Genomic DNA, 19,191 nt, shown 5'->3' on the forward strand with positions numbered 1-19,191 from the left:
TCTCTGTAAAGAAAAGGAGGATTATTTCAACAGTTTTGATATTTTCTGTTTAAATAGAGCCTAAAACTTGCCCCCCATCAAAGGTTTAGCGATCGCCAAATTTTAGAACGAAACGGCCCTGCCCTTAGAAAGGGGGGTCAGGAGAGGGGAGTAAGAAGACAGTCAGTAGCCTCCTCCTTCTAGGGGGAGGTTGGTGGGGGTTACTCGGCAGTAAGAAGACAGGAAGTAGCCTCCCTTTGTAGGGGGAGGTTGGTGGGGGTCGAGGACTAACAAAAACGAAAATAGAGAATATTGAAGCTCTAAGACTAAGCTTCGCTATAGTCTTAGATTCTAGAAACACTCTCTAGAAAGTAATGCTTCAATACCTCACCTGGGAGAGCGAGGGTTCGTTATTACCAGGTTACATCTTGGGAGAGTTGAGAAGCCAACTCGTTAAAACCAAGTAAAAGCTCAACGGTGTTGATCACGTCGGGGTACTTCACTCGCCCTGATCTCTGTAGCTCCAGGGGTATCTGGAGGTTGGGTAAAGCCAAGACACGCATTGTTGAGTGAGGTAAGTGACCTAAACTGATTCTTTCGAGGTTTATCACCATGCAGAAAGAAAATCTAAGAGTTCCTGTTGTAGATTCATTTGGCAAGCCCTTGATGCCCACTAAAAGCTCACGGGCGAGGCGTTGGATTAAACAAGGGTTCGCTAAACCCTTCTGGAATAAGTTGGGTATCTGGTGTGTCCAATTACTGGTTGAGCCTTCAAGCACTCAAACCCAAGACATAGTAATTGGTAATGATCCAGGAAAACGATATTCCGGAATAGCTGTTCAGTCAGCAAAATACACCTTATTCATGTCCCACTTAGTCTTGATGGGGTTTATCCCCAAACGAGGCACAGCAATAGCAGGCATCACTGAAAAGATGTCTTACCGAGCAATGCTAAGACGTGGGCGTAGAGGTCGAAGAATCGACAGGATCTTGCCATTTAAGCTGAGAAATCATCGACAAAAACGCTTCTCTAACCGCAAAAAAGGCAAGCTACCCCCCTCAATTCGCTCTAACCGCTTGTTAGAAATTAGGGTAATCCGTGAATTAGCAAAAATCTATCCTGTTTCTGTAATTCGCGTGGAACGAGTCAAAGCAGATGTAGACAAAACATCAGGCCGAAAAAAGCTCAATCAGGTAAGGGTTTTTCTCCAGTTATGGTTGGTCAAAACTTCCTAACTGAGCAGTTGTCCAAAATAGCTAAAGTCGTAACAATTGAAGGGTGGCAAAAAGGGGGAAACGGCACGAGTCAAATACGGAAACATCTGAACCTGTTCAAAAATAAAGAAAAAAAAGAATTACAGGTACCAGAAACACACGCAGTCGATGCAGTCGCTCTCGCTTCTGGACATTTTATTCAATACAAGCCTTTTCATACAGCCAACAGTAGAGGATGTATTTGGCAAGGTAAAATTGCAGTAACACTATCCGCATTCAAAGTAATCTCGAAACCTCGAATTACGAGACGCAGATTACATGATGCTGTACCTAGCAAAGGTGGTGTAAGAGAAAGATACGGAGGTTCTACAACACCGTTTAAAGCAAGAAAAGGAGATTTGATTGAATACTCAACAAAATCTAAAGGAGTTACCAAAAAAGTGATTGGTTATTGTTCTGGTTATACAGGTAAGAATCTATCTTTGAGTGATGCTAATTGGTCACGACTTGGTAGATTTGCTAACTCAAAATGTCGAATCATTCAGCGCAATACTGGATTGGTAGTTTCGGGGGCATTGAACCCCACTCAACTACCCTCCTATCCCCCATACGACCAAGCCTCTGGCTATGGTCGCAGTACCCCGGAGGTTTCTTGATGGATAATAAAGTCGGATTTCTCCTCAAAGTCTTATTGCTCTCAGCAGCAATATCGGTTTTCATTAAATATGTTGGCCCTGATCTATCTATTCCATTATCCGTAACAAATACTTTAATTGCTGTTTTCTTCCCCAGTATTGCGATCGCCCTAATATTCCTCTGGCGAGGTACCCGCAGTTACAGTCAACAGTGAACAGTGAACAGTAACCAGTGAACAGTGAACAGTAACCAGTGAACAGTGAACAGTAACCAGTGAACAGTGAACAGTAACCAGTAACCAGTGAACAGTAACCAGTGAACAGTGAACAGTAACCAGTAACCAGTGAACAGTAACCAGTGAACAGTGAACAGTAACCAGTGAACAGTGAACAGTAACCAGTGAACAGTGAACAGTGAACAGTAACCAGTGATAACTGTAAAAACTGGTAACTAATAACTAATAACTGTAAACTGTAAACTGTAAAAACTGGTCACTGTAAACTGTAAACTGTAAACTGTATAAGCCCGCCCCTACACCATTCCCTAACTCTAAACTCCTGAACTTCCCGTGAACCTTGGTCAATGGCTTGGCTTTTATGCGATTATCGCCTCGATATACATCCTGTGGCAAGTCCGACAGGCAATTTTGCTTGTTTTTGCCGCCATTGTCCTAGCAACGGTTCTGAACAAACTAGCGCGTTGGTTTCAACGGTTTCAAATTAAGGGATTAAAAATTAAGCGAAGTCTAGCGGTTTTCCTGTCAATTAGCCTATTCGTCCTGTTTTTTGTTACTGGTTTTCTCTTAGTGGTTCCACCGCTACTTGATCAATTCCAAGAACTCACCACCAAAGTTCCCCGAGGGATAGAACGAGGCTTGTATCGGTTTGATCTTTGGATCGAGTATCTGAAAACCCAAGTTCCGCAACAGTATAGAAAATACCTGCATCTGATCAACCGCGACATCACCGAGATAGATGTTAACCAGATTATCACCCAACTGCAAAGTCTGGGAAATCAATTGATTGGCGGTGTGGGAGTCTTTGTCGGAACAACAGTCGGGGGAGTTCTCAGTATTATTCTGGTGCTGATTTTAACCATCATGCTGCTGGCTGATCCTCACGCTTACCGTCAAGCATTGATCAGACTCATTCCCTCATTTTATCGCGATCGCATGGGTGAGATTTTGCATTTGTGTGAATTGGCGATCGGACGTTGGGTGATTGGCGCTTTAATCGATATGAGTGTTGTGACGCTTTGTAGTTTAATTGCCTTGTCAGTCTTGCAAATTCCCTTTGCCTTTGCTAACGCTATTTTAGCGGGATTTCTCAACTTTATTCCCAATGTCGGGCCTGTTTTAAGCGTTATTCCCCCAATGGCGATCGCATTATTATACGCCCCTTGGAAAGCCTGGTTGGTTGTGCTGCTTTATTTTATTATCCAACAACTAGAAACTGCCTTTTTAATTCCCTATGTTATGGCTCAACAATTGGCATTGTTACCTGCTATTACCTTACTGGCTCAAGGCTTCTTTCTAACCTTCTTCGGATTTTTAGGCTTGTTTCTGGCTTTACCCTTAGCCGTCGTCGGTCAAGTTTTAATCAAAGAAATCTTAGTTAAAGATATTCTAGATGGATGGGAAACCGAAAAACAGTGAACAGTTATCAGTTCTCAACGTAGGGGCGGGTTCATTACAGTTATCAGTTTACAGTTATCAGTGACCAGTTTTTACAGTTTACAGTTTACAGTTATTAGTTATTAGTTACCAGTTTTTACAGTTATCAGTTGTGCAGTAACCACAGCTACCAGTTTTTACAGTTATCAGTTTTTTGAGCGATCACCTGTAAACTGTTCACTGTAACCTCTTAACTGGTAACTGTTCACTGTTCACTGTTCACTGTAAAAGCTGTTCCCTGTCTAAAATAATGAGAACGATCGCTGAAATTAATGAGAAAATTCGCGCCTCATCTGTCGTTGTGTTAACCGCAGAGGAAGTCAAAGCCCGAGTAATTGAAACCAGTGTCGCCCAAGTCGCTCAGGAGGTGGATGTAATTACCACAGGCACCTTTGAACCGATGGAATCTTCGGGGGCGATCATTAACCTGGGACAAACCGATCCTCCGATTAATATTCGGAATTGTTGGCTGGATGGTGTGCAAGCTTACAGTGGGTTTGGGGCGGTTGATTTGTATCTGGGAGCCACTCAAATCGCCGAGAATGGGGATGAATCCGGCGATCGCGGAGGGGGACACGTAATTGAAGATTTAATCGCCGGAAAGCCCGTTTCCCTGCGCTCAACGGGATTAGTCTCTGACTGTTATCCCCGCAATTCCTTAGAAACCACCATTAGCCGCGACACCATTAATCAGTTTTATTTATTTAACCCGCGAAACCTGTATCAAAATTTTATTGTTGGCGTAAATGGAGGCGATCGCCAACTGTTTACCTATCTCGGGCCATTGCAACCCCGTTTAGGAAATGCCGTCTATTCCAATCCGGGAGCCATTTCCCCTCTGATCAACGATCCGGACTTAGAAGTGGTTGGAATCGGCACCCGGATTTTCTTTGGGGGCGGAATTGGGTATATTACCTGGGAAGGTACCCAACATTTTCCTTTACAAAAACGTCTAGCAAACCGGACTCCTATCGGCCCTGCGGCTACCCTAGCCTTGATTGGGGATGCTAAACAGATGAATTCCTACTGGGTCAGGGGTTGCTACTTCAAAAACTACGGGCCGTCTATTATGATTGGCGTGGGGATTCCGTTACCTGTCTTGCGGGAAGAAGTGATTGCTCATTGTGCGGTTCAAGATAAAGATATTGTCGCTCCTGTCGTTGATTTTTCAATTCCTCGGCGAGTGCGTCCGACTTTTGGGTTAGTCAGTTATGCCCAACTGAAAAAAGGCCGTATTTCGATTGAGGGTAAACCGGTGCGGACTGCTCCTGTAGCCAGTTTAGCTCGTTCTCGTCAAGTCGCGCAACAACTCAAACAATGGATTGAATTGGGACAGTTTACCCTCACCGAACCTGTGGCGTCTATTCCGATGGATAGAGCCTTTATTCCCCAAGATGTCTGGGGATCTCAGATCAATCTTGATTAGGAGTCAGCTACAGAAGCATTAAGCAGACCAAAACTCGATTAATTTTCCGTTTTCGGCTTGGGCTTGACGGGCTTAGAAATCGGTTGTGAGCGGGTCGGAGAGGAAGAAGCGGTTCTCGGCTTGACGGGAGGACGAGAGGAACGAGAGAAGTTGTCTCTTCTGTCTCCACCGCCTCGGAATGATCCTCCTCGACCCGGAAAGGGTTTTCTGCCTTTGTTGACAGGAATCAGGCCAATATCATGGCTTTCTTGAATAACAAGGCAATCTTGTTCGAGTTGAACGTGTAGATCACAGAAATGACCGACGGCTTTGGGGCCTGCCATACCATCAAGCTTGAGTTTGAAGAACTTCGGCTTTTCTTTGTCGCCCCGAGAGGATTGGCGAATTTTGACAATCACGTATTTTTCTTCATCTTGAGACTGGTAAACCACTTCGCCCCGAATGGAAAAATAGCCATGTTCAATATCAGGTAAGGCATTGGGATCAACTTTAGTCGGGCTTGGAGGTTTAACAGGCGGTGTCTCTGGAGTTGGGGATGATTCGAGATCCGTTGTTTCTGTAGAGGGTGACTCTTCATCCTCTTTTTTTAAGGTTTCCGGTTCCCAGACTCCCATAATCTGAACGTGCAGGTTTTCTTGTTTTTGGCGAGTACGGGGATAAACAACCCAGAGATGTTCTTGGTCAAGGTCAATATGCTTTTTAACCAAACTCATAACACGACCGAGAAGAACCGCATCAATCACCGTTCCGTCGGCGGTGAGTAATATTCCCTGAGTAAATTGATCTTGCGAAGCGGTGTATCGCCCCCGAATCAAGCCGATTGCCCGATATTGCCGAGGTTCACTAGGAGGGGGTATTGGATGCCAAAGACGACTCTGATCATTGAGAAGCTGATCCTCGCTTTCGGAGGAGTCGGTGTCGGAGACTGAAGCTTCAGAGGTCGTTTCGCTGGCCTGTTCTGATGAAGAATCAGGGGGCATCACCGTTTGATCGGATTGGGGATTTTCTTGAAGTTGCTTTGCACTCATGGGCAGATCAACGGACAGATCAACGGCAGGTTCGCTGGATTGAACCGGCTGAGAGGATGAGGAATTAGGCATTTGGGAGGATCGATTCGGAGAAGGACTCATAGAACCTGATAGCAGCACAGACACATCCCATTTGGGAATATTAAAATATTCAGTGGACACACAACTCGGTCAGAGACATTGAGTTGAAGTTAGACCTTAAACTGTCAGTGATTGAGGAGAGTCAGATGTTTTTTTTGAATTGCACCTTGACTCCTGTACCGTTGAAGACAGCTCACTGTGAAACTCAACAACACAATGGGTTTTAGATGATTGTCAATTGATGGGGTTCGAGTAGCAGGCTAACGCTCTCAAAATTTTGTCGATTTGCCTATTTTACTGAATCCATTTGCTCAACGGACGAATCCGAATGCTTTTGACAAACCTCTTGTTATCCAATACCTCTATCAATTCGGTCTGAGCGAAGATCGCCAGGAAGTTAATTGACAGATAGTAGTGATGGGTCTGCTACTATATTAGCTGCAAGGCACAAACTGCTTTATCCAACTTTAGAGTTGAATCTGTACTGAGAGAGAGCGCAGGGGTCTAATTTCTATGGTAGACAAACGTCGTGGGTTTATTGGTGTCATATTGATACTGTCTGTGATTGCTTTCGTAGGATTTTCTATGGGGCCTTTGATTGGCAGTTTGTTAGGGGGAAACCGCTCAAATAGTCAAACAACCCCAACCCCGACTCAAACGGCTCAAGCTAAACAAGCTGATTTAGAAGCTCAAGCCCGAGGCTATGAGTTAGTTTTGCAGCGAGAACCTGATAATGAAACGGCCCTGCGGGGGATTTTACAGGCAAGGTTAGAGTTGATCAGCATGGGTCAAGGCAATGTCAAGGATGTTGTTGAACCCTTGCAAAAGCTCTCCCAAATGAATCCAGAGGCTACTGAATATAGCATTTTATTAGCTCAGTCTCAACAATATACGGGGGATCAGGAAGGGGCGGCTCAAACCTATCGCCAAATTCTGGAAAAACAACCAGGACAAATTCAAGCCTTGCAAGGTTTAGTCAATTTACAGCTTGCTCAAAAACGTCCGGAAGCGGCGATCGGATTGTTACAGGATACTCTCAAAGCCGCTCCACAAGCAAATCAAGCTCAACCCAATACGATTGATGAAACCTCTGTTCAGTTGATCCTCGGACAAGTCTATGCTGAACAAAAACGCTACGAGGAGGCGATCGCTATCTATGATGAAGCCATCCGCAACAATCAGCAAGATTTTCGTCCCGTTCTGGCTAAAGCGATGGTTCTCAAGGATCAAGGGAATTTAGATGAGGCTGAACCCTTGTTTGGTAAGGCTTCAGACCTCGCACCCGCAGCGTTTAAAGACCAAATTCAACAGGCGGCAGGTATCGTTGCAACGCCGACTGAAGTCACCCCTGCTCCTCAAACGGCTCCTAATGCTCAACCGGACAGTCCGAGCGAACCTCAACCGGAAGCGGTGGAAAATGTAGAAGAAACTCCTGAACCCAATAACGAGTAATCCGACAACGCCATAAACCCCAGAAGCCCGGTTTTTTAGAGAAACTGGGTTTTTTGTCTGCCCGTAAAAACCGTGAGAATTCAAAAGACTGAAAAATCAGCTATGTATTATAGCATAAACAAACCTCAAGTGTCCTCCGTAATTTCTCGGGTGTTTTTGGCAAATAGTAGCGAGAAAAATCCGTATTTCCCCCGTAGATTTCCTCTGAGCGAACTCGTACAATAGCAACATGACTCAAGTCGTTCTGAAGCTGAATAGACTCAATAAAACCAGTTACTCTAATTCAATTTAGCCAAAAGCCACCAACTCTAGACTGAATCTATTGGGTACAAGTTACGCAAGACAGAGGAGATGAAAGAAATGCAGGGGTCTTGGGTTTTACCAAAAAATTGGGGTAGGCGCCTCGCCCTTCTAGGGCAACTTTTTGCTAGGATTGAGATGTGGCAAGGGTAATCAACCACATTAAAAACCCAGTCGCTGAAAGGCAATGCACCTTGAAAACTGAAGTTATGGGGTTCTGTGTAGGAAAGCGTGCATCGGGTAAAAACTAGCCTGCGGCAACGCTGCGCGTACAAGCAACAAGTACAGAGAAACCGACATTTTGAGGTTTTGAACTGTAGGGTAGGGCATACCCAAACAGGCTTCTGTAATGGAGCAAAACGCTTGAGGAGAAAATCATCTCTGGCATAGACAGGGCAACCTGTGTGTGTTAAGTGAATTCGTTGAACCAAGAATCCTCTTGCCTTTAGGCAGAGGAGTGTCAAGCCAAGGTGGATATACAGTCGTCGATTAAAATTTTGAATCCCTCAGCTTTTCCAAGACAAAAGTGATGCAACTTCTCAATTGCAGGTTGTTCTAATCTTTATAAAAATTCCCGTATAGTCTAACCCCAGCTTTGATGTTGGGGTTTTTTTTTCACGTCGTTGGCTGATGAGGGTATATCTGCTCTAACACGCAACAGCCTTTAGATAGATATCACTAAAATCAAGATTCTGTTAGATTATTAAAATGTATTAAGTTATGAACAAAACCCCTTAGCGTGTCTGGAAGTCATCAGGTTGTTATTGTCGGTGCTGGGTTTAGTGGAATTACGGCTAGCCGAGTTCTCGCCCGGGCGGGAATAAATGTTCTCTTAATTGACAGGAACAGCTATCACACCTTTATTCCCTTACTGTATCAAGTCGCAACCGGACTTCTACAACCCCAACAGGTGATTTACCCAGTGGGTCGAGTCTTGAAAAATTATCCACAGGCTCGATTTTTACAAGCTGAAGTTAATGATATTGACTTTGAGCGTCAAATTGCTTACACAAATGCAGGAGAAATTGACTACGACTTTCTGATTTTAGCCACTGGAAGTCAACCGCAGTTTTCCGAAGTTCCCGGTGCTTCTGAACATAGCAAACCTGTTGTTTCCCTCTCAGATGCGGTAAAATTGCGACAACATTTACTCACTTGCATCGAACAAGCTAAACAAGAATTAATCCCCGAACAGCTTCAAAGTCTGTTAACGTTTGTGATTGTTGGAGGCGGCCCGACTGGAGTAGAAATAGCGGGTGGTTTGTCGGAATTGTTGCAAACTTTACTGGCAGATTATCCTAAATTACGACAACAATCTGAAGTTATTTTACTACAATCTCGCGATCGCTTACTGGTAAATTTCCCAGAAATTCTCAGTACCTACACCGCCCGACATCTACATCGCAAAGGCGTGAAATTGCAATTTTCGACCCGACGACGAGTTAAGCGTGTTACTCCAGAGGTTGTAGAATTAGAAGACGGTACAACAATCTCGACTGTGACTACAATTTGGACTGCCGGAGTGGAAGCTAACCCAGTAACAGATACAACAGATATTCCCACTGCCCGTAAAGGAAAAATCGTTGTACAGTCTACTCTGCAAATTCCTAACTATGCTAATGTTTATGCGATTGGCGATGTTGCTTATGTCAAATTGCGAGATGAGGTGTTAGCAGGAGTGGCACCGGAAGCTTTGCAACAGGGAGAAGCAGCCGCTCATAATATTCTCAAACAAATTCGCGGCGAGTCTCCCCAACCGTTTCAATATATTGATAAAGGTAAAGCGGCTATTATTGGTCGAAATGCGGGTGTTGTTAGCAAAGACGAATTACAACTGAAGGGAATTTCTGGATGGCTCATGTGGCTAGGAATTCATTTATATTATCTTCCTGGTGGGCGTAATCGTTTGAATGTTGCTTATAGTTGGATTTGTGATTGTTTGCTACATTCTCGCTTTGTTAAACCCATCACTCCGCCTTACCCTGAGTTCAAGTCTTTTCCATCAGCATCTCAACCCATTTTAACTGTTAGTCGAGGGTCTAAACCGATGAAATATATTCCTTTAATTGGACGTTCATTTTTATCGACTATCTTTCTCTATTCAGCGATTAGTAAAATTTTTAGCTTTGCAGCAACTCAACAAATGATAGCAGATCGAGGATTACCTTTTCCGGCTTTAATGTTACTGGGGAATATTGTTTTTCAATTAGTCGGGGGAATCTCGTTAATATTAGGATATAAAACCCGTATCGGGGCTTGTCTTTTAATTGCCTTTTTGATTCCCACAACATTAGTCTTTCATAATTTCCTCGCTGATCCGACAGAAACAACAGCTTTTCTTAAAAATTTAGGTTTAATTGGAGCTTTATTAATGGTATCCTATTTTGGATCAGGGCCAGTTAGTTTAGATACTGGTAATCATTTTGATCAAGTGTAACGCAGTTGTAAACTAACTATTCAGATGAACTTCCAGATCGGAGATCTTATTCAAAAGGTTAAGGCTTGGTTTCCTAAAGCTCAAGCCCAGATTGAGGCTCAAGCGGCTGAACTTGAAGCCCGCTTTAATGATCAGAATTATATTCCGCTTTCCTCTGAAGAAGTTGCAAATTTTCAAACTAAAATTCAGTCTTTATCCTTACCTGAAGCTTATCAAAACGCAATTAAAACTAAACTTTCAGAAGTTTTAACGCCCTGGAAAAAAAACCAATATTCTGATAATCATTTGTTTATCTTATTCGACTCTATTGAACCTAAAAACGGTGTTTTTAATGAAATATTTAAGCAAGTTAATGAGCAAGCTTTACCCCTAAAATTCTTATCTTGGACGACTCGCCCTGACGACTATGCGACACTCAAAAGTCAGCTTCAAAGCCAAATAGAATCAACAGACAATTCTGAGGATATTGAGAAGAACATAAATCCCCAATCTTTAGTGATTATTCCTGACTTGAGTTTATGTTTTTTACGCTGTGTTGAGGGATTAGATGCAGTCGAATATTTGTATGATTTGATTCTCAAAGATTCGTCTTGTTTTTGGGTTGTGGGTTGTAATAAATGGGCTTGGAACTATTTTAAATCTATTTATAAAGTGAATACTTGCTTTGAGCAAATTTTCCCTTTACCGAGTTTGAATGCAGTTGAACTCAAACATTGGTTAACTCCAATTTATGAAACCCTTGAGATCGAGTTTGGTGATGATAATCAAGAGAATGATCATCATAAATCAGAAGAATGGAAAGAGCAAGATACCACCTGGATTTCTCAAGATGAAAAGCAATATTTTGAGCGTTTAGCTAGTATTTCAGAGGGATTAAGTCAGACTGCTGCTTATCTTTGGTTAGATTCTCTACAATATGTTAAACAGCCAGAAGAAACGGACTCACAAACGGTAGAAATTCAGGAAAATAAACCCGAAAAACGTTTAATTCTCAAACGAGCAACGCTCCGAAATTTACCTGAACTGACGAAAGAAGATCAATATTTATTATCTTCTATTGCCTTACATGGAGAAATCAGTTTATCTGCTTTAGCCGTGAGTTTAGCCGAGCCAGAAAGTCGGATAAGAATTCAAGTACAGAAGTTATTACGAACAGGAATTATTATGCGACAACAGGAATTATTAAAATTAAGTCCAGTTTATTATTCTCGACTCAAACAAGATTTAATTAATAATAAAATTTTAGCTGGAGAAAAGGATTAATGCTACTCGAATATTTTGGGGTTCAAATAAATAATGCTAACAGCTTAGAAGACGCTTCTGAACTCCTCTCAGAAATTACGACTTCTAAAGTCATTCAGGCTGTTATTATTATTGCTGTTGCTTACTTGGGGATGTTTGCTATTGATAAGTTAATTCATTGGTTAGCAGAAGAAGTTCCTCTAAGATTTCGCTTGACTGTGAAGCAATCTTTACCCTTTTTGAGAGCGTTTTTACTCGGTTTAGCTAGCATTCTGTTGATTCAGTTATTTTTGAAGCTTTCTTCTAACAATGTTTTGGCTTTAACGGGAACGATTGCTGTTGCTTTGGGTTTTGCGTTTAAGGATTATATCAGTTCAGTCATTGCGGGAATTATTGGTTTGTTTGAACGCCCCTATCAACTCGGTGATCGTGTTAAAATAGGAGATGAATATGGTGAGATTGTTGACTATGGTTTACGAGGGATTCGTTTACAGACACCCGATGATAATATTGTCTCAATTCCCCATAATAAAATCTGGACAGAAGCGATTTCAAATTCCAATAAAGGAGATGTAGAAGCTCAAGTTGTCGCGGACTTTTATTTTGAGCATACTGTTGATGTTGAAATCGTAATGAAAATTTTATATCGAGTCGCCTATACAAGTAAATATACACAATTAATGTTACCGATTTTGGTAATTATGGATGAAAAACCTTGGGTAACTAACTTTAAACTCAAATGTTATCCCATTGATGCACGGGATGAATTTATTTATAAAACGGACTTAATTAAGCGAGCTAAACAAGTTTTTGCAAAAGAAGGAATTTCTTATCCTATGCTTTCTCCTCAATCCTATGAAACGGAGAAAGCAGAATCATAATTTTATCATTATAATCACCACAAAGACACAAAGACACGAAGAGTATCTCTTGTGATTTGCATCTCTCCCTAGTAGCGAGAAACTGTTTATCGATTAAAAAGACAAAAAGTCACGAATATTTGTTCGCTTTGTGTTCTCTGTGTCTTCGTGGTTTTCTTCTTTCTGTTTTCAGATTAATATGTCCTAATGCTGTGTGAGATTAATCTGGTGTTAGATGGGATTAAATTAAGTACAATCGAGACAGTTTCAACGTTCACTCAATTTCTATGAGCCATCACTCGAGCAAACACTCAGTATTCAGACGTAGACTTTTTCAAAAGGTTCTATTGATTGTTCTGGGAATTTTGCTGATGGTGACTTCTGTTCGACTGATTCATCAAGTGATGGCTTTACCCTCCGCCGCCCAACAGCCTGTCGATACCTTTTTTGTTTTGGGGGGAAGCATCAAGCGAGAAATATTTGTCTCTCAGCTAGCTACCCAGTCTCCCAACACTCGCATTTTAATTTCAACGGGTTCGGATGACCCTTGTATTTTAAAGCTGTTTGAACGCAACAGAAGCCCCGTAGAACAGGTTTGGTTAGAAAAATGCGCGGACTCAACCTTGGGTAATTTTGTCTTCTCTCAGCCGCTTCTCAGTCGGTGGAAAGCCCGTCATATTCAGTTAATTACTTCAAAAAGTCATCTTCCTCGGGCGCTGTGGATGGCGCAAATTATCTTAGGCGCTCATGGAATTTGGGTTGAACCCCAACTGGTTCCTGAAAGTGGTATTCCAGGAAATCGAGAGTCTGTGATCAAAACAGGACTTGATCTGACTCGCGCTGTCATTTGGGCGCTGGTGAGTCAATTCGTTCAACCCTCTTGTTCTAACGTGGTTCATCTTCAAGATGTTAATCTTCAACAATGGTGCGAAGATGGATTTTCCTGTGAATATCAAGGCAAAATTAACCCGGAAGCCATTTGTGATATCATGTCCGACTAATCAATAATGATTCTGTAGGGGCGGGTTCATTACAGTTTACAGTTTACAGTTATGCAGTTACCAGTTTTTACAGTTATCACTGGTTACTGTTCACTGTTCACTGTTTAAACCCACCCCATAACAGAATTAATCAACCGGACATAATATGAACCGTTTTGATGATTACACCTAAAAAACCCGGTAACTCCTACGAAACCGGGTTTTTAAGCCTGACAGTACAGGCAGGTAGGTTAATACCAAACAAATTAAGACATGGCTTGAATAATCAAGTCGAAATAAGGCGCCGCTTCACGGGCATCGTCTTCATCTAGCAACCCAAGGGAAGCATCCTTCAAACAGCGAATTGCCTCAACCATTCCAGGCATCGGAACGCCGAGAGAATTATACATCTCTTTGACCCCAATTAAGCCAATGCTTTCAATCGGGTCTTTGTCTCCAGAGAGAATCCCGTAGGTAATCAAACGCAAATACCAGCCATAATCCCGTAGACACAGCGCCCGTTCCCGTTGTCCGGCAGCGTTACCACCGGGGGCAATGAAGTCAGGACGCTTTTTCCACAGTTGACCACTGGCGCGGTCAACAATTTTCTTTTCGTTTTCAGATAAGGTGCTGGCAATCCGCACGCGCTGTTCGCCCGTTTTTAAGAAGTCACTGATGGCTTGGAGTTCACCAGTGCTAGGATAACGGAGTTCATCGTCAGCTTTGAGAATAACTTGGCTTACTACAGTCATCTGTAATTACATTTTGTCAAGATAACATTAAGTAGTTTAGCGATTCTCGGATACACAAACCAATAGGTCGCTAATTTTAACAAAACAGTGAGTAATAATCCTTATTGTTATTTGTGTAAAACTTAACATCTGACAAATTTTACCTGAACTCCAAATCCATGACTGATTCCGACTACCAACAGGGTCAACGGCTTGAACTGGAAATTACCGACTTGACCGACACAGGCGAAGGGATAGGACGCTACCAAGACCAGGTGGTGTTTGTTCCTGATACGATTCCTGGCGATCGCATTATAGCCCGACTCATTCACGTTAAGCGCAAATACGCGATCGCTAGACTGGAAAAACTGATCACCCATTCTCCTCAACGCATTCGCCCCGCTTGTATTGTCGCGGATAAATGCGGCGGTTGTCAGTGGCAACATATTGATTATGACGCTCAACTGACCACAAAACAGCATTTAGTGGTTGAAGCTTTAGAACATATTGGCGGCTTTCCTCAACCCCCTGTGAGTCCGATTTTACCCTCGCCCTCTGCACTCCATTATCGCAATAAAGCGACTTACCCCCTGAGTCGGTCATCGACGGGTCAAGTGCAGGCAGGATATTATCAAAAAGGATCTCATCGTCTGATTAATCTCAATCAATGTCCGGTACAAGACGAAAATCTTGATCCGTTCCTTGCCAATATTAAACAAGATATTCAAGAGCAAGGCTGGTCGATTTATAATGAACAGCAACATCGGGGTCTGATCCGACATCTATCGCTGCGAATTGGACGACGAACCGGAGAAATTTTGTTAACCCTAGTGGCCTGTCGCCCCTTACCCCGACTTGAAGAACAAGCCGAAACCTGGTTACAGCAATATCCTAATTTAGTCGGGGTTTGTCTGAATATTAACCCGGAGAAAACCAATGTTATTTTTGGAGAACAGACTAACTGTGTCAAGGGTCAAGGGTTCTTGCGAGAAGAATTTGCGGGGTTGAATTTTCATCTGACTCCTGAAACGTTTTTTCAGGTGAATACCGAAGCGGCGGAAGCGGTGCTGAAAGTGATTCAACCGCAGTTAAACTTACTTGGGGAGGAGATCATTATTGATGCCTATTGTGGCATCGGAACGTTAACGCTACCCCTGGCTAAACAGTTACAGTTACTTGCCTCCTCTGCACAAAAAACTGCCCAAAAACAGGTGATTGGGATTGAAATGCAACCGACTGCTGTACAGCTTGCTTACCAAAATGCTCGGTTAAATGGCATTGATAACGTTTCGTTTGAGGTGGGAACGGTAGAAACAATTTTATCTCGCTTAAGCATTCAACCTGATATAATCTTACTCGATCCGCCCCGCAAAGGATGCGATCGCAGCGTTCTCGAGATGTTGTTAAAGTTGCAACCGACTCAGATTGTTTATGTCAGTTGTAAGCCTTCTACCCTCGCCCGTGATTTAAAAATACTCTGTGAAAATGGATTTTATCACTTAACTCAGGTTCAGCCCGTTGATTTCTTTCCCCAAACCCCTCACGTTGAATGTGTGGCTTTTTTACAGTTAGCAGTGACCAGTTTACAGTGACCAGTTTACAGTGACCAGTAACCAGTGACCAGTGACCAGTCAACAGGGAACAGGGAACAGTGATAACTGTAAAAACTGGTGAGGCAGTGCGGTCTTGGTGGTTTCCATCAAGGAGCAACTGCCTATCCCGTTGGGTAACTAATAACTAATAACTGTAAACTGTAAACTGTAAAAGCTGGTAACAGTAAACTGTAAACTGTAAACTGTAAAAGCTGGTCACTGTTTAAGGTTCGGCACAATAAAATATTGTAGGCAATTGTTCTTTTCTGATTCTATGCGTATTTCTATTCAAGCTTTGTATAACCTCTATCGAGGTATCATCCGTAATCCTAAATATCGGGGATGGGTGATTTTGGGATCGTTGGTCTACTTACTCAGTCCCCTTGATATCTCTCCTGACATCATCCCGATTGTCGGACAAATTGATGATGTTGTTCTCTTGACGATTTTGTTTTCTGAAGTATATCAGATGTTCGTTGATTATACTCGATCTTTAACAGGTCAAGTCTCTGAAGAAGACTCTAACGCAAAAGTCAGTCAAGGTTCAACGGCGAGTCAAACCGTTGTCGATGTCGAAGCTGAGACGATTGATTGATCTTTGAAGATACAGGCAGGTTTGCTTGATTCTGAGGAATAATTTGATTGGGCAATTCAACCCACTTCTACACTTTGACATCCTCCTCTCCCTAAAGGAAGAGGATTCCAAACCTCACGGTTTGGGCTTCCTCTAACTGCCTCGTTGACTTACTTAATTGGGTTTCCCCATTACTGCCGAGATCAGTCTCTCCGGAGGCGTTTTGCTCCATTTCAGAAGCCTGTTTCGGTATGCCCTACCGTACAGTGGAAAACCTAAAATCTTGGTTTCTCTGTACTTGTTGCTTGAAGCTTTTACCCGCACAAGCTTTCCTGCACGGAACCCCATAACTTCAGTTTTCAAGGTGCGCTGCCTTTCGGCGACTGGGTTTTTAGTGTGGTTGATTACCATGACCACAAGAGAAAGTTTAGCATAAAGCCGTCAATCACGGACGGGGCTTTAAACCCAATTTTTTCGGTAACCTGTAGCCTGTAACCTGTAACCCGTTTTTTCAGGGAGATTTTTTTTGATCATGCTGAAAAGTTTTAAGAAAACTTACACAAATAGAAGGGGTTAATCGGTTTATAGTATGATTAAATTAAAAGCGGACAGTGAAAATTTATAGAGCGTCGGTCTGGTCACAAAAGTTGCTCTTTTGTTCCAGACAATCTCCCGAAGAAACGGATACACTTTTTGTGCATCTGCTAGGGGGACTGTCTCCCTCATTTGACGATCGCTAGGCCGAGGTTCTAGTCGAAGAAATCATCGATTTTTGCAGGAAAGTCAGGAAAAACTAACAATCGCTCGACTTGGGTTGGCGGTTGGATTTCCTCAATTCCATCGTCAAACTTAGGGAGGATAGCAAGATGTTTGAAAAAATTTTAGTGGCTATCGATCTGTCTCCAGTCAGTGAGATCGTGTTTGAGAAAGCGTTATCAATGGCAAAACTCTCTCAAGCCAAGCTAATGATACTGCACGTTCTCTCGTCGGATGAACAAGGAAGTGCAATTGTCGAAGGAATAACGGGTTTAAGCTACTACGAAATGGTAGAATTAGAGACTCTCAAAAGCTATCAAAAACGATGGCAAGAATATGTAGAAAAGGGGTTGGAGACGCTGAAAACCTATAGCCAACAAGGGATTGACTCGGGAGTGATCGCCGAGTATTCTCAACTCTCCGGTAAACCAGGGCGGCAAATTTGCCAAGCCGCTAGGGAATGGAATGCCGATTTAATCATTATGGGACGTCGAGGATATTCAGGCTTAAGTGAATTGATTTTGGGGAGTGTCAGCAATTATGCACTCCATCATGCTGATTGTTCTGTTTTAATCGTACAATTGCCCCAAAAGACGCCATGAATCAAATGGCAGTCAGGAACTTTTGTTGAGCTTAAACAGACAACTGCTGTTTAGGCTAGCCGATTAAACGGCTTTGTGCGGTTGTCAGGCTAAACCTACAAAGGTAGGTTTTATTTTTAGGAATGGTGTGTGGAGTTTAATAGAATCAAGTCTTCCTTGACATCCTCCCCTCGCTTTTAGCGAGGGATTCCTAGACTTCACAATCTAGGTTTCTGCTTCACCCACATCTGCGTACACTACCAACCTGGGTTGATTATGTCCCCGTCTTACGTCATGTCCACAGACTTTCGACCCATTGCAGAGTCCCGATTCCGCCAGCCCGGCGGTACGGTGTCTTGTCAGACTTTGTACTTGTTGCTTAGAGTTTTTACCCAATCAAGCTTTCCTGATTGGAACCCCCTAACTCGAGTTTTCAAGGTGCTAAACCGATTACTTGATTTTTGTATTTCGGTATTTTTCAATTATACAACTATGGGAGGCACGGCTTTCCTCCCGTCGCTTTTAGCGAGGGTCGACCGCCGAGAGAAAAGATGAAATTTAGTGAATTGCTTAAAAAACTCAGTTCTTCTATCACTCAGCATAGTCTGATAACGGCCTCGTCGAGCGATCAAGATCTTTTCGGCGTAGATGCGATTGATCGCGCCTTACCGGGAATGCTGAGTTATATTGAAGGGCCGAAATTTGCCGCCCACCTCCAGAAAACTGCTGCCAGTGCCTTAATTTTACCTGTGGATGAAACGCTACAAACTCAAGCGACCCAATTGGGGATTGCTTGGTTATCAACGCCTCAACCGCGTTTAGTCTTCGCTGAAGCCATTCGCTTATTTTATCAACCGTTTCGACCTGCACCGAGTATTCATCCGACTGCGATTATTGACCCAGATACAACCATTGGGACTGAAGTTTATATCGGCCCTTATGTGGTGATTCAAGCAGGTGTAAGCATTGGTGATGGCGTCTGTATTCATCCCCATGTGACGATTTATCCTCAAGTCACAATTGGCGATCGCAGTATTCTTCATGCCAATTGTACCATTCACGAACGCAGCCAAATTGGGGCTGACTGTGTGATTCAGAGCGGGGCGGTAATTGGCGGCGAAGGGTTTGGCTTCGTTCCCACCCCTGAAGGCTGGTTCAAGATGGAACAGTCCGGGGTGACGGTGTTAGAAGATGGGGTGGAAGTGGGTTCTAATAGTGCCATCGATCGTCCCGCAGTCGGAGAAACGCGCATCGGAAAAAATACAAAACTCGATAATTTTGTGCATATTGGTCACGGTTGTCAGGTGGGGAAAAATTGTGCGTTTGCGGCGCAAGTGGGCTTGGCTGGGGGGGTAATTGTGGGAAATCAAGTGATTTTAGCAGGTCAGGTGGGAGTCGCCAACCAAGCGCAAATTGGAGACGGTGCGATCGCCACAGCCCAAGCCGGAATTCATAACAGTGTAAAAGCCGGAGAGATTGTTTCGGATTCACCCGCTATTCCCAATAAACTCTATCTGAAAGTTTCTGCGATTCGCAAGCGTCTACCCGAAATTTACCAATCTCTTAAAGAACTGCAACGTCAGTTTAATGATTCTTGATGATTTGTCGTAGGAAGTGATACAGCTTTGTGAATGAGTTGTCAATCATAA

General features: G+C 43.1%; 16 protein-coding genes. 14 read left to right on the top strand and 2 right to left on the bottom strand.

Annotation, left to right across the window (positions count from 1 at the left end; translation table 11 throughout):
• Window positions 1-591 precede the first annotated feature (591 nt).
• The 5 genes from VB836_RS08230 (at window position 592) to VB836_RS08250 (ending at window position 4,928) form a co-directional block, all read left to right on the top strand.
• Window positions 592-1,215, top strand: a complete 624-nt coding sequence (locus VB836_RS08230; RefSeq protein ID WP_323218880.1) for an RRXRR domain-containing protein — start codon at window positions 592-594, stop codon at window positions 1,213-1,215.
• Window positions 1,194-1,850, top strand: a complete 657-nt coding sequence (locus VB836_RS08235) for a hypothetical protein (protein ID WP_323218882.1) — start codon at window positions 1,194-1,196, stop codon at window positions 1,848-1,850. The genes VB836_RS08230 and VB836_RS08235 overlap by 22 nt, the downstream gene beginning before the upstream one ends.
• A complete protein-coding gene (locus VB836_RS08240) occupies window positions 1,850-2,044 on the top strand; it encodes a hypothetical protein (RefSeq protein WP_323218883.1) in 195 nt (64 codons plus the stop codon). Before VB836_RS08235 ends, VB836_RS08240 begins: the two co-directional genes overlap by 1 nt.
• Before the next feature lie 354 nt (window positions 2,045-2,398).
• On the top strand, window positions 2,399-3,484 hold the full coding sequence (locus VB836_RS08245; protein ID WP_323218884.1) for an AI-2E family transporter: 1,086 nt from the start codon (window positions 2,399-2,401) through the stop codon (window positions 3,482-3,484).
• A 268-nt stretch (window positions 3,485-3,752) separates the two neighbouring features.
• Entirely contained in the window at window positions 3,753-4,928 is a 1,176-nt protein-coding gene (locus tag VB836_RS08250) for a homocysteine biosynthesis protein (RefSeq protein ID WP_046280270.1), read from the top strand.
• 38 nt (window positions 4,929-4,966) lie between these two features.
• Here the strand turns inward: VB836_RS08250 and VB836_RS08255 are convergent, their stop codons facing one another.
• Window positions 4,967-6,118, bottom strand: coding sequence for a hypothetical protein (locus tag VB836_RS08255; protein ID WP_323218886.1), 1,152 nt, complete (start codon window positions 6,116-6,118; stop codon window positions 4,967-4,969).
• Between the two features lie 432 nt (window positions 6,119-6,550).
• Between VB836_RS08255 and VB836_RS08260 the strand changes: the two genes are divergently transcribed.
• The 5 genes from VB836_RS08260 to VB836_RS08280 all read left to right on the top strand — a co-directional run bounded on the left by VB836_RS08260 (window position 6,551) and on the right by VB836_RS08280 (window position 13,329).
• Window positions 6,551-7,489 carry a tetratricopeptide repeat protein gene (locus VB836_RS08260; RefSeq protein WP_046280268.1) on the top strand — a complete coding sequence of 313 codons (939 nt, stop codon included), beginning with the start codon at window positions 6,551-6,553 and terminating at the stop codon, window positions 7,487-7,489.
• 1,039 nt (window positions 7,490-8,528) lie between these two features.
• Window positions 8,529-10,226, top strand: a complete 1,698-nt coding sequence (locus VB836_RS08265; protein ID WP_323218888.1) for an FAD-dependent oxidoreductase — start codon at window positions 8,529-8,531, stop codon at window positions 10,224-10,226.
• 24 nt (window positions 10,227-10,250) lie between these two features.
• Window positions 10,251-11,489: a hypothetical protein gene (locus VB836_RS08270; protein ID WP_323218889.1), complete on the top strand. Its 1,239-nt coding sequence runs from the start codon at window positions 10,251-10,253 to the stop codon at window positions 11,487-11,489.
• The gene (locus VB836_RS08275; RefSeq protein WP_323218890.1) at window positions 11,489-12,349 is read left to right on the top strand and encodes a mechanosensitive ion channel family protein; all 861 of its coding nucleotides are present in this window, start codon (window positions 11,489-11,491) and stop codon (window positions 12,347-12,349) included. Before VB836_RS08270 ends, VB836_RS08275 begins: the two co-directional genes overlap by 1 nt.
• 350 nt (window positions 12,350-12,699) lie before the next feature.
• Window positions 12,700-13,329, top strand: coding sequence for a YdcF family protein (locus tag VB836_RS08280; RefSeq protein ID WP_323218891.1), 630 nt, complete (start codon window positions 12,700-12,702; stop codon window positions 13,327-13,329).
• A gap of 245 nt (window positions 13,330-13,574) precedes the next feature.
• Here the strand turns inward: VB836_RS08280 and VB836_RS08285 are convergent, their stop codons facing one another.
• Window positions 13,575-14,060 (bottom strand): allophycocyanin subunit alpha-B, encoded by a 486-nt coding sequence (locus VB836_RS08285; protein WP_323218892.1) that lies wholly within the window; start codon window positions 14,058-14,060, stop codon window positions 13,575-13,577.
• 158 nt (window positions 14,061-14,218) lie between these two features.
• Between VB836_RS08285 and rlmD the strand changes: the two genes are divergently transcribed.
• The 4 genes from rlmD to lpxD all read left to right on the top strand — a co-directional run bounded on the left by rlmD (window position 14,219) and on the right by lpxD (window position 19,140).
• Complete coding sequence (gene rlmD / locus VB836_RS08290; RefSeq protein ID WP_323218893.1) at window positions 14,219-15,631, top strand: 23S rRNA (uracil(1939)-C(5))-methyltransferase RlmD; 1,413 nt, start codon at window positions 14,219-14,221, stop codon at window positions 15,629-15,631.
• 274 nt (window positions 15,632-15,905) lie between these two features.
• A complete protein-coding gene (locus VB836_RS08295; protein WP_323218895.1) occupies window positions 15,906-16,226 on the top strand; it encodes a YkvA family protein in 321 nt (106 codons plus the stop codon).
• Between the two features lie 845 nt (window positions 16,227-17,071).
• Window positions 17,072-17,563, top strand: coding sequence for a universal stress protein (locus VB836_RS08300; protein WP_323218896.1), 492 nt, complete (start codon window positions 17,072-17,074; stop codon window positions 17,561-17,563).
• 530 nt (window positions 17,564-18,093) lie between these two features.
• On the top strand, window positions 18,094-19,140 hold the full coding sequence (lpxD, locus tag VB836_RS08305; RefSeq protein WP_046281188.1) for a UDP-3-O-(3-hydroxymyristoyl)glucosamine N-acyltransferase: 1,047 nt from the start codon (window positions 18,094-18,096) through the stop codon (window positions 19,138-19,140).
• Window positions 19,141-19,191 lie beyond the last annotated feature (51 nt).

Source organism: Limnoraphis robusta BA-68 BA1 (genome assembly GCF_034932365.1).
GTDB lineage: Bacteria > Cyanobacteriota > Cyanobacteriia > Cyanobacteriales > Microcoleaceae > Capilliphycus > Capilliphycus robustus.

Bases quoted from the DNA above. Each gene is read 5' to 3' on its own strand.
- VB836_RS08230 (WP_323218880.1), top strand. From the start codon at position 592: ATGCAGAAAGAAAATCTAAGAGTTCCTGTTGTAGATTCATTTGGCAAG.
- VB836_RS08235 (WP_323218882.1), top strand. From the start codon at position 1,194: ATGGTTGGTCAAAACTTCCTAACTGAGCAGTTGTCCAAAATAGCTAAA.
- VB836_RS08240 (WP_323218883.1), top strand. From the start codon at position 1,850: ATGGATAATAAAGTCGGATTTCTCCTCAAAGTCTTATTGCTCTCAGCA.
- VB836_RS08250 (WP_046280270.1), top strand. From the start codon at position 3,753: ATGAGAACGATCGCTGAAATTAATGAGAAAATTCGCGCCTCATCTGTC.
- VB836_RS08260 (WP_046280268.1), top strand. From the start codon at position 6,551: ATGGTAGACAAACGTCGTGGGTTTATTGGTGTCATATTGATACTGTCT.
- VB836_RS08270 (WP_323218889.1), top strand. From the start codon at position 10,251: ATGAACTTCCAGATCGGAGATCTTATTCAAAAGGTTAAGGCTTGGTTT.
- VB836_RS08275 (WP_323218890.1), top strand. From the start codon at position 11,489: ATGCTACTCGAATATTTTGGGGTTCAAATAAATAATGCTAACAGCTTA.
- VB836_RS08280 (WP_323218891.1), top strand. From the start codon at position 12,700: ATGGTGACTTCTGTTCGACTGATTCATCAAGTGATGGCTTTACCCTCC.
- VB836_RS08285 (WP_323218892.1), bottom strand. From the start codon at position 14,060: ATGACTGTAGTAAGCCAAGTTATTCTCAAAGCTGACGATGAACTCCGT.
- rlmD (WP_323218893.1), top strand. From the start codon at position 14,219: ATGACTGATTCCGACTACCAACAGGGTCAACGGCTTGAACTGGAAATT.
- VB836_RS08295 (WP_323218895.1), top strand. From the start codon at position 15,906: ATGCGTATTTCTATTCAAGCTTTGTATAACCTCTATCGAGGTATCATC.
- VB836_RS08300 (WP_323218896.1), top strand. From the start codon at position 17,072: ATGTTTGAAAAAATTTTAGTGGCTATCGATCTGTCTCCAGTCAGTGAG.
- lpxD (WP_046281188.1), top strand. From the start codon at position 18,094: ATGAAATTTAGTGAATTGCTTAAAAAACTCAGTTCTTCTATCACTCAG.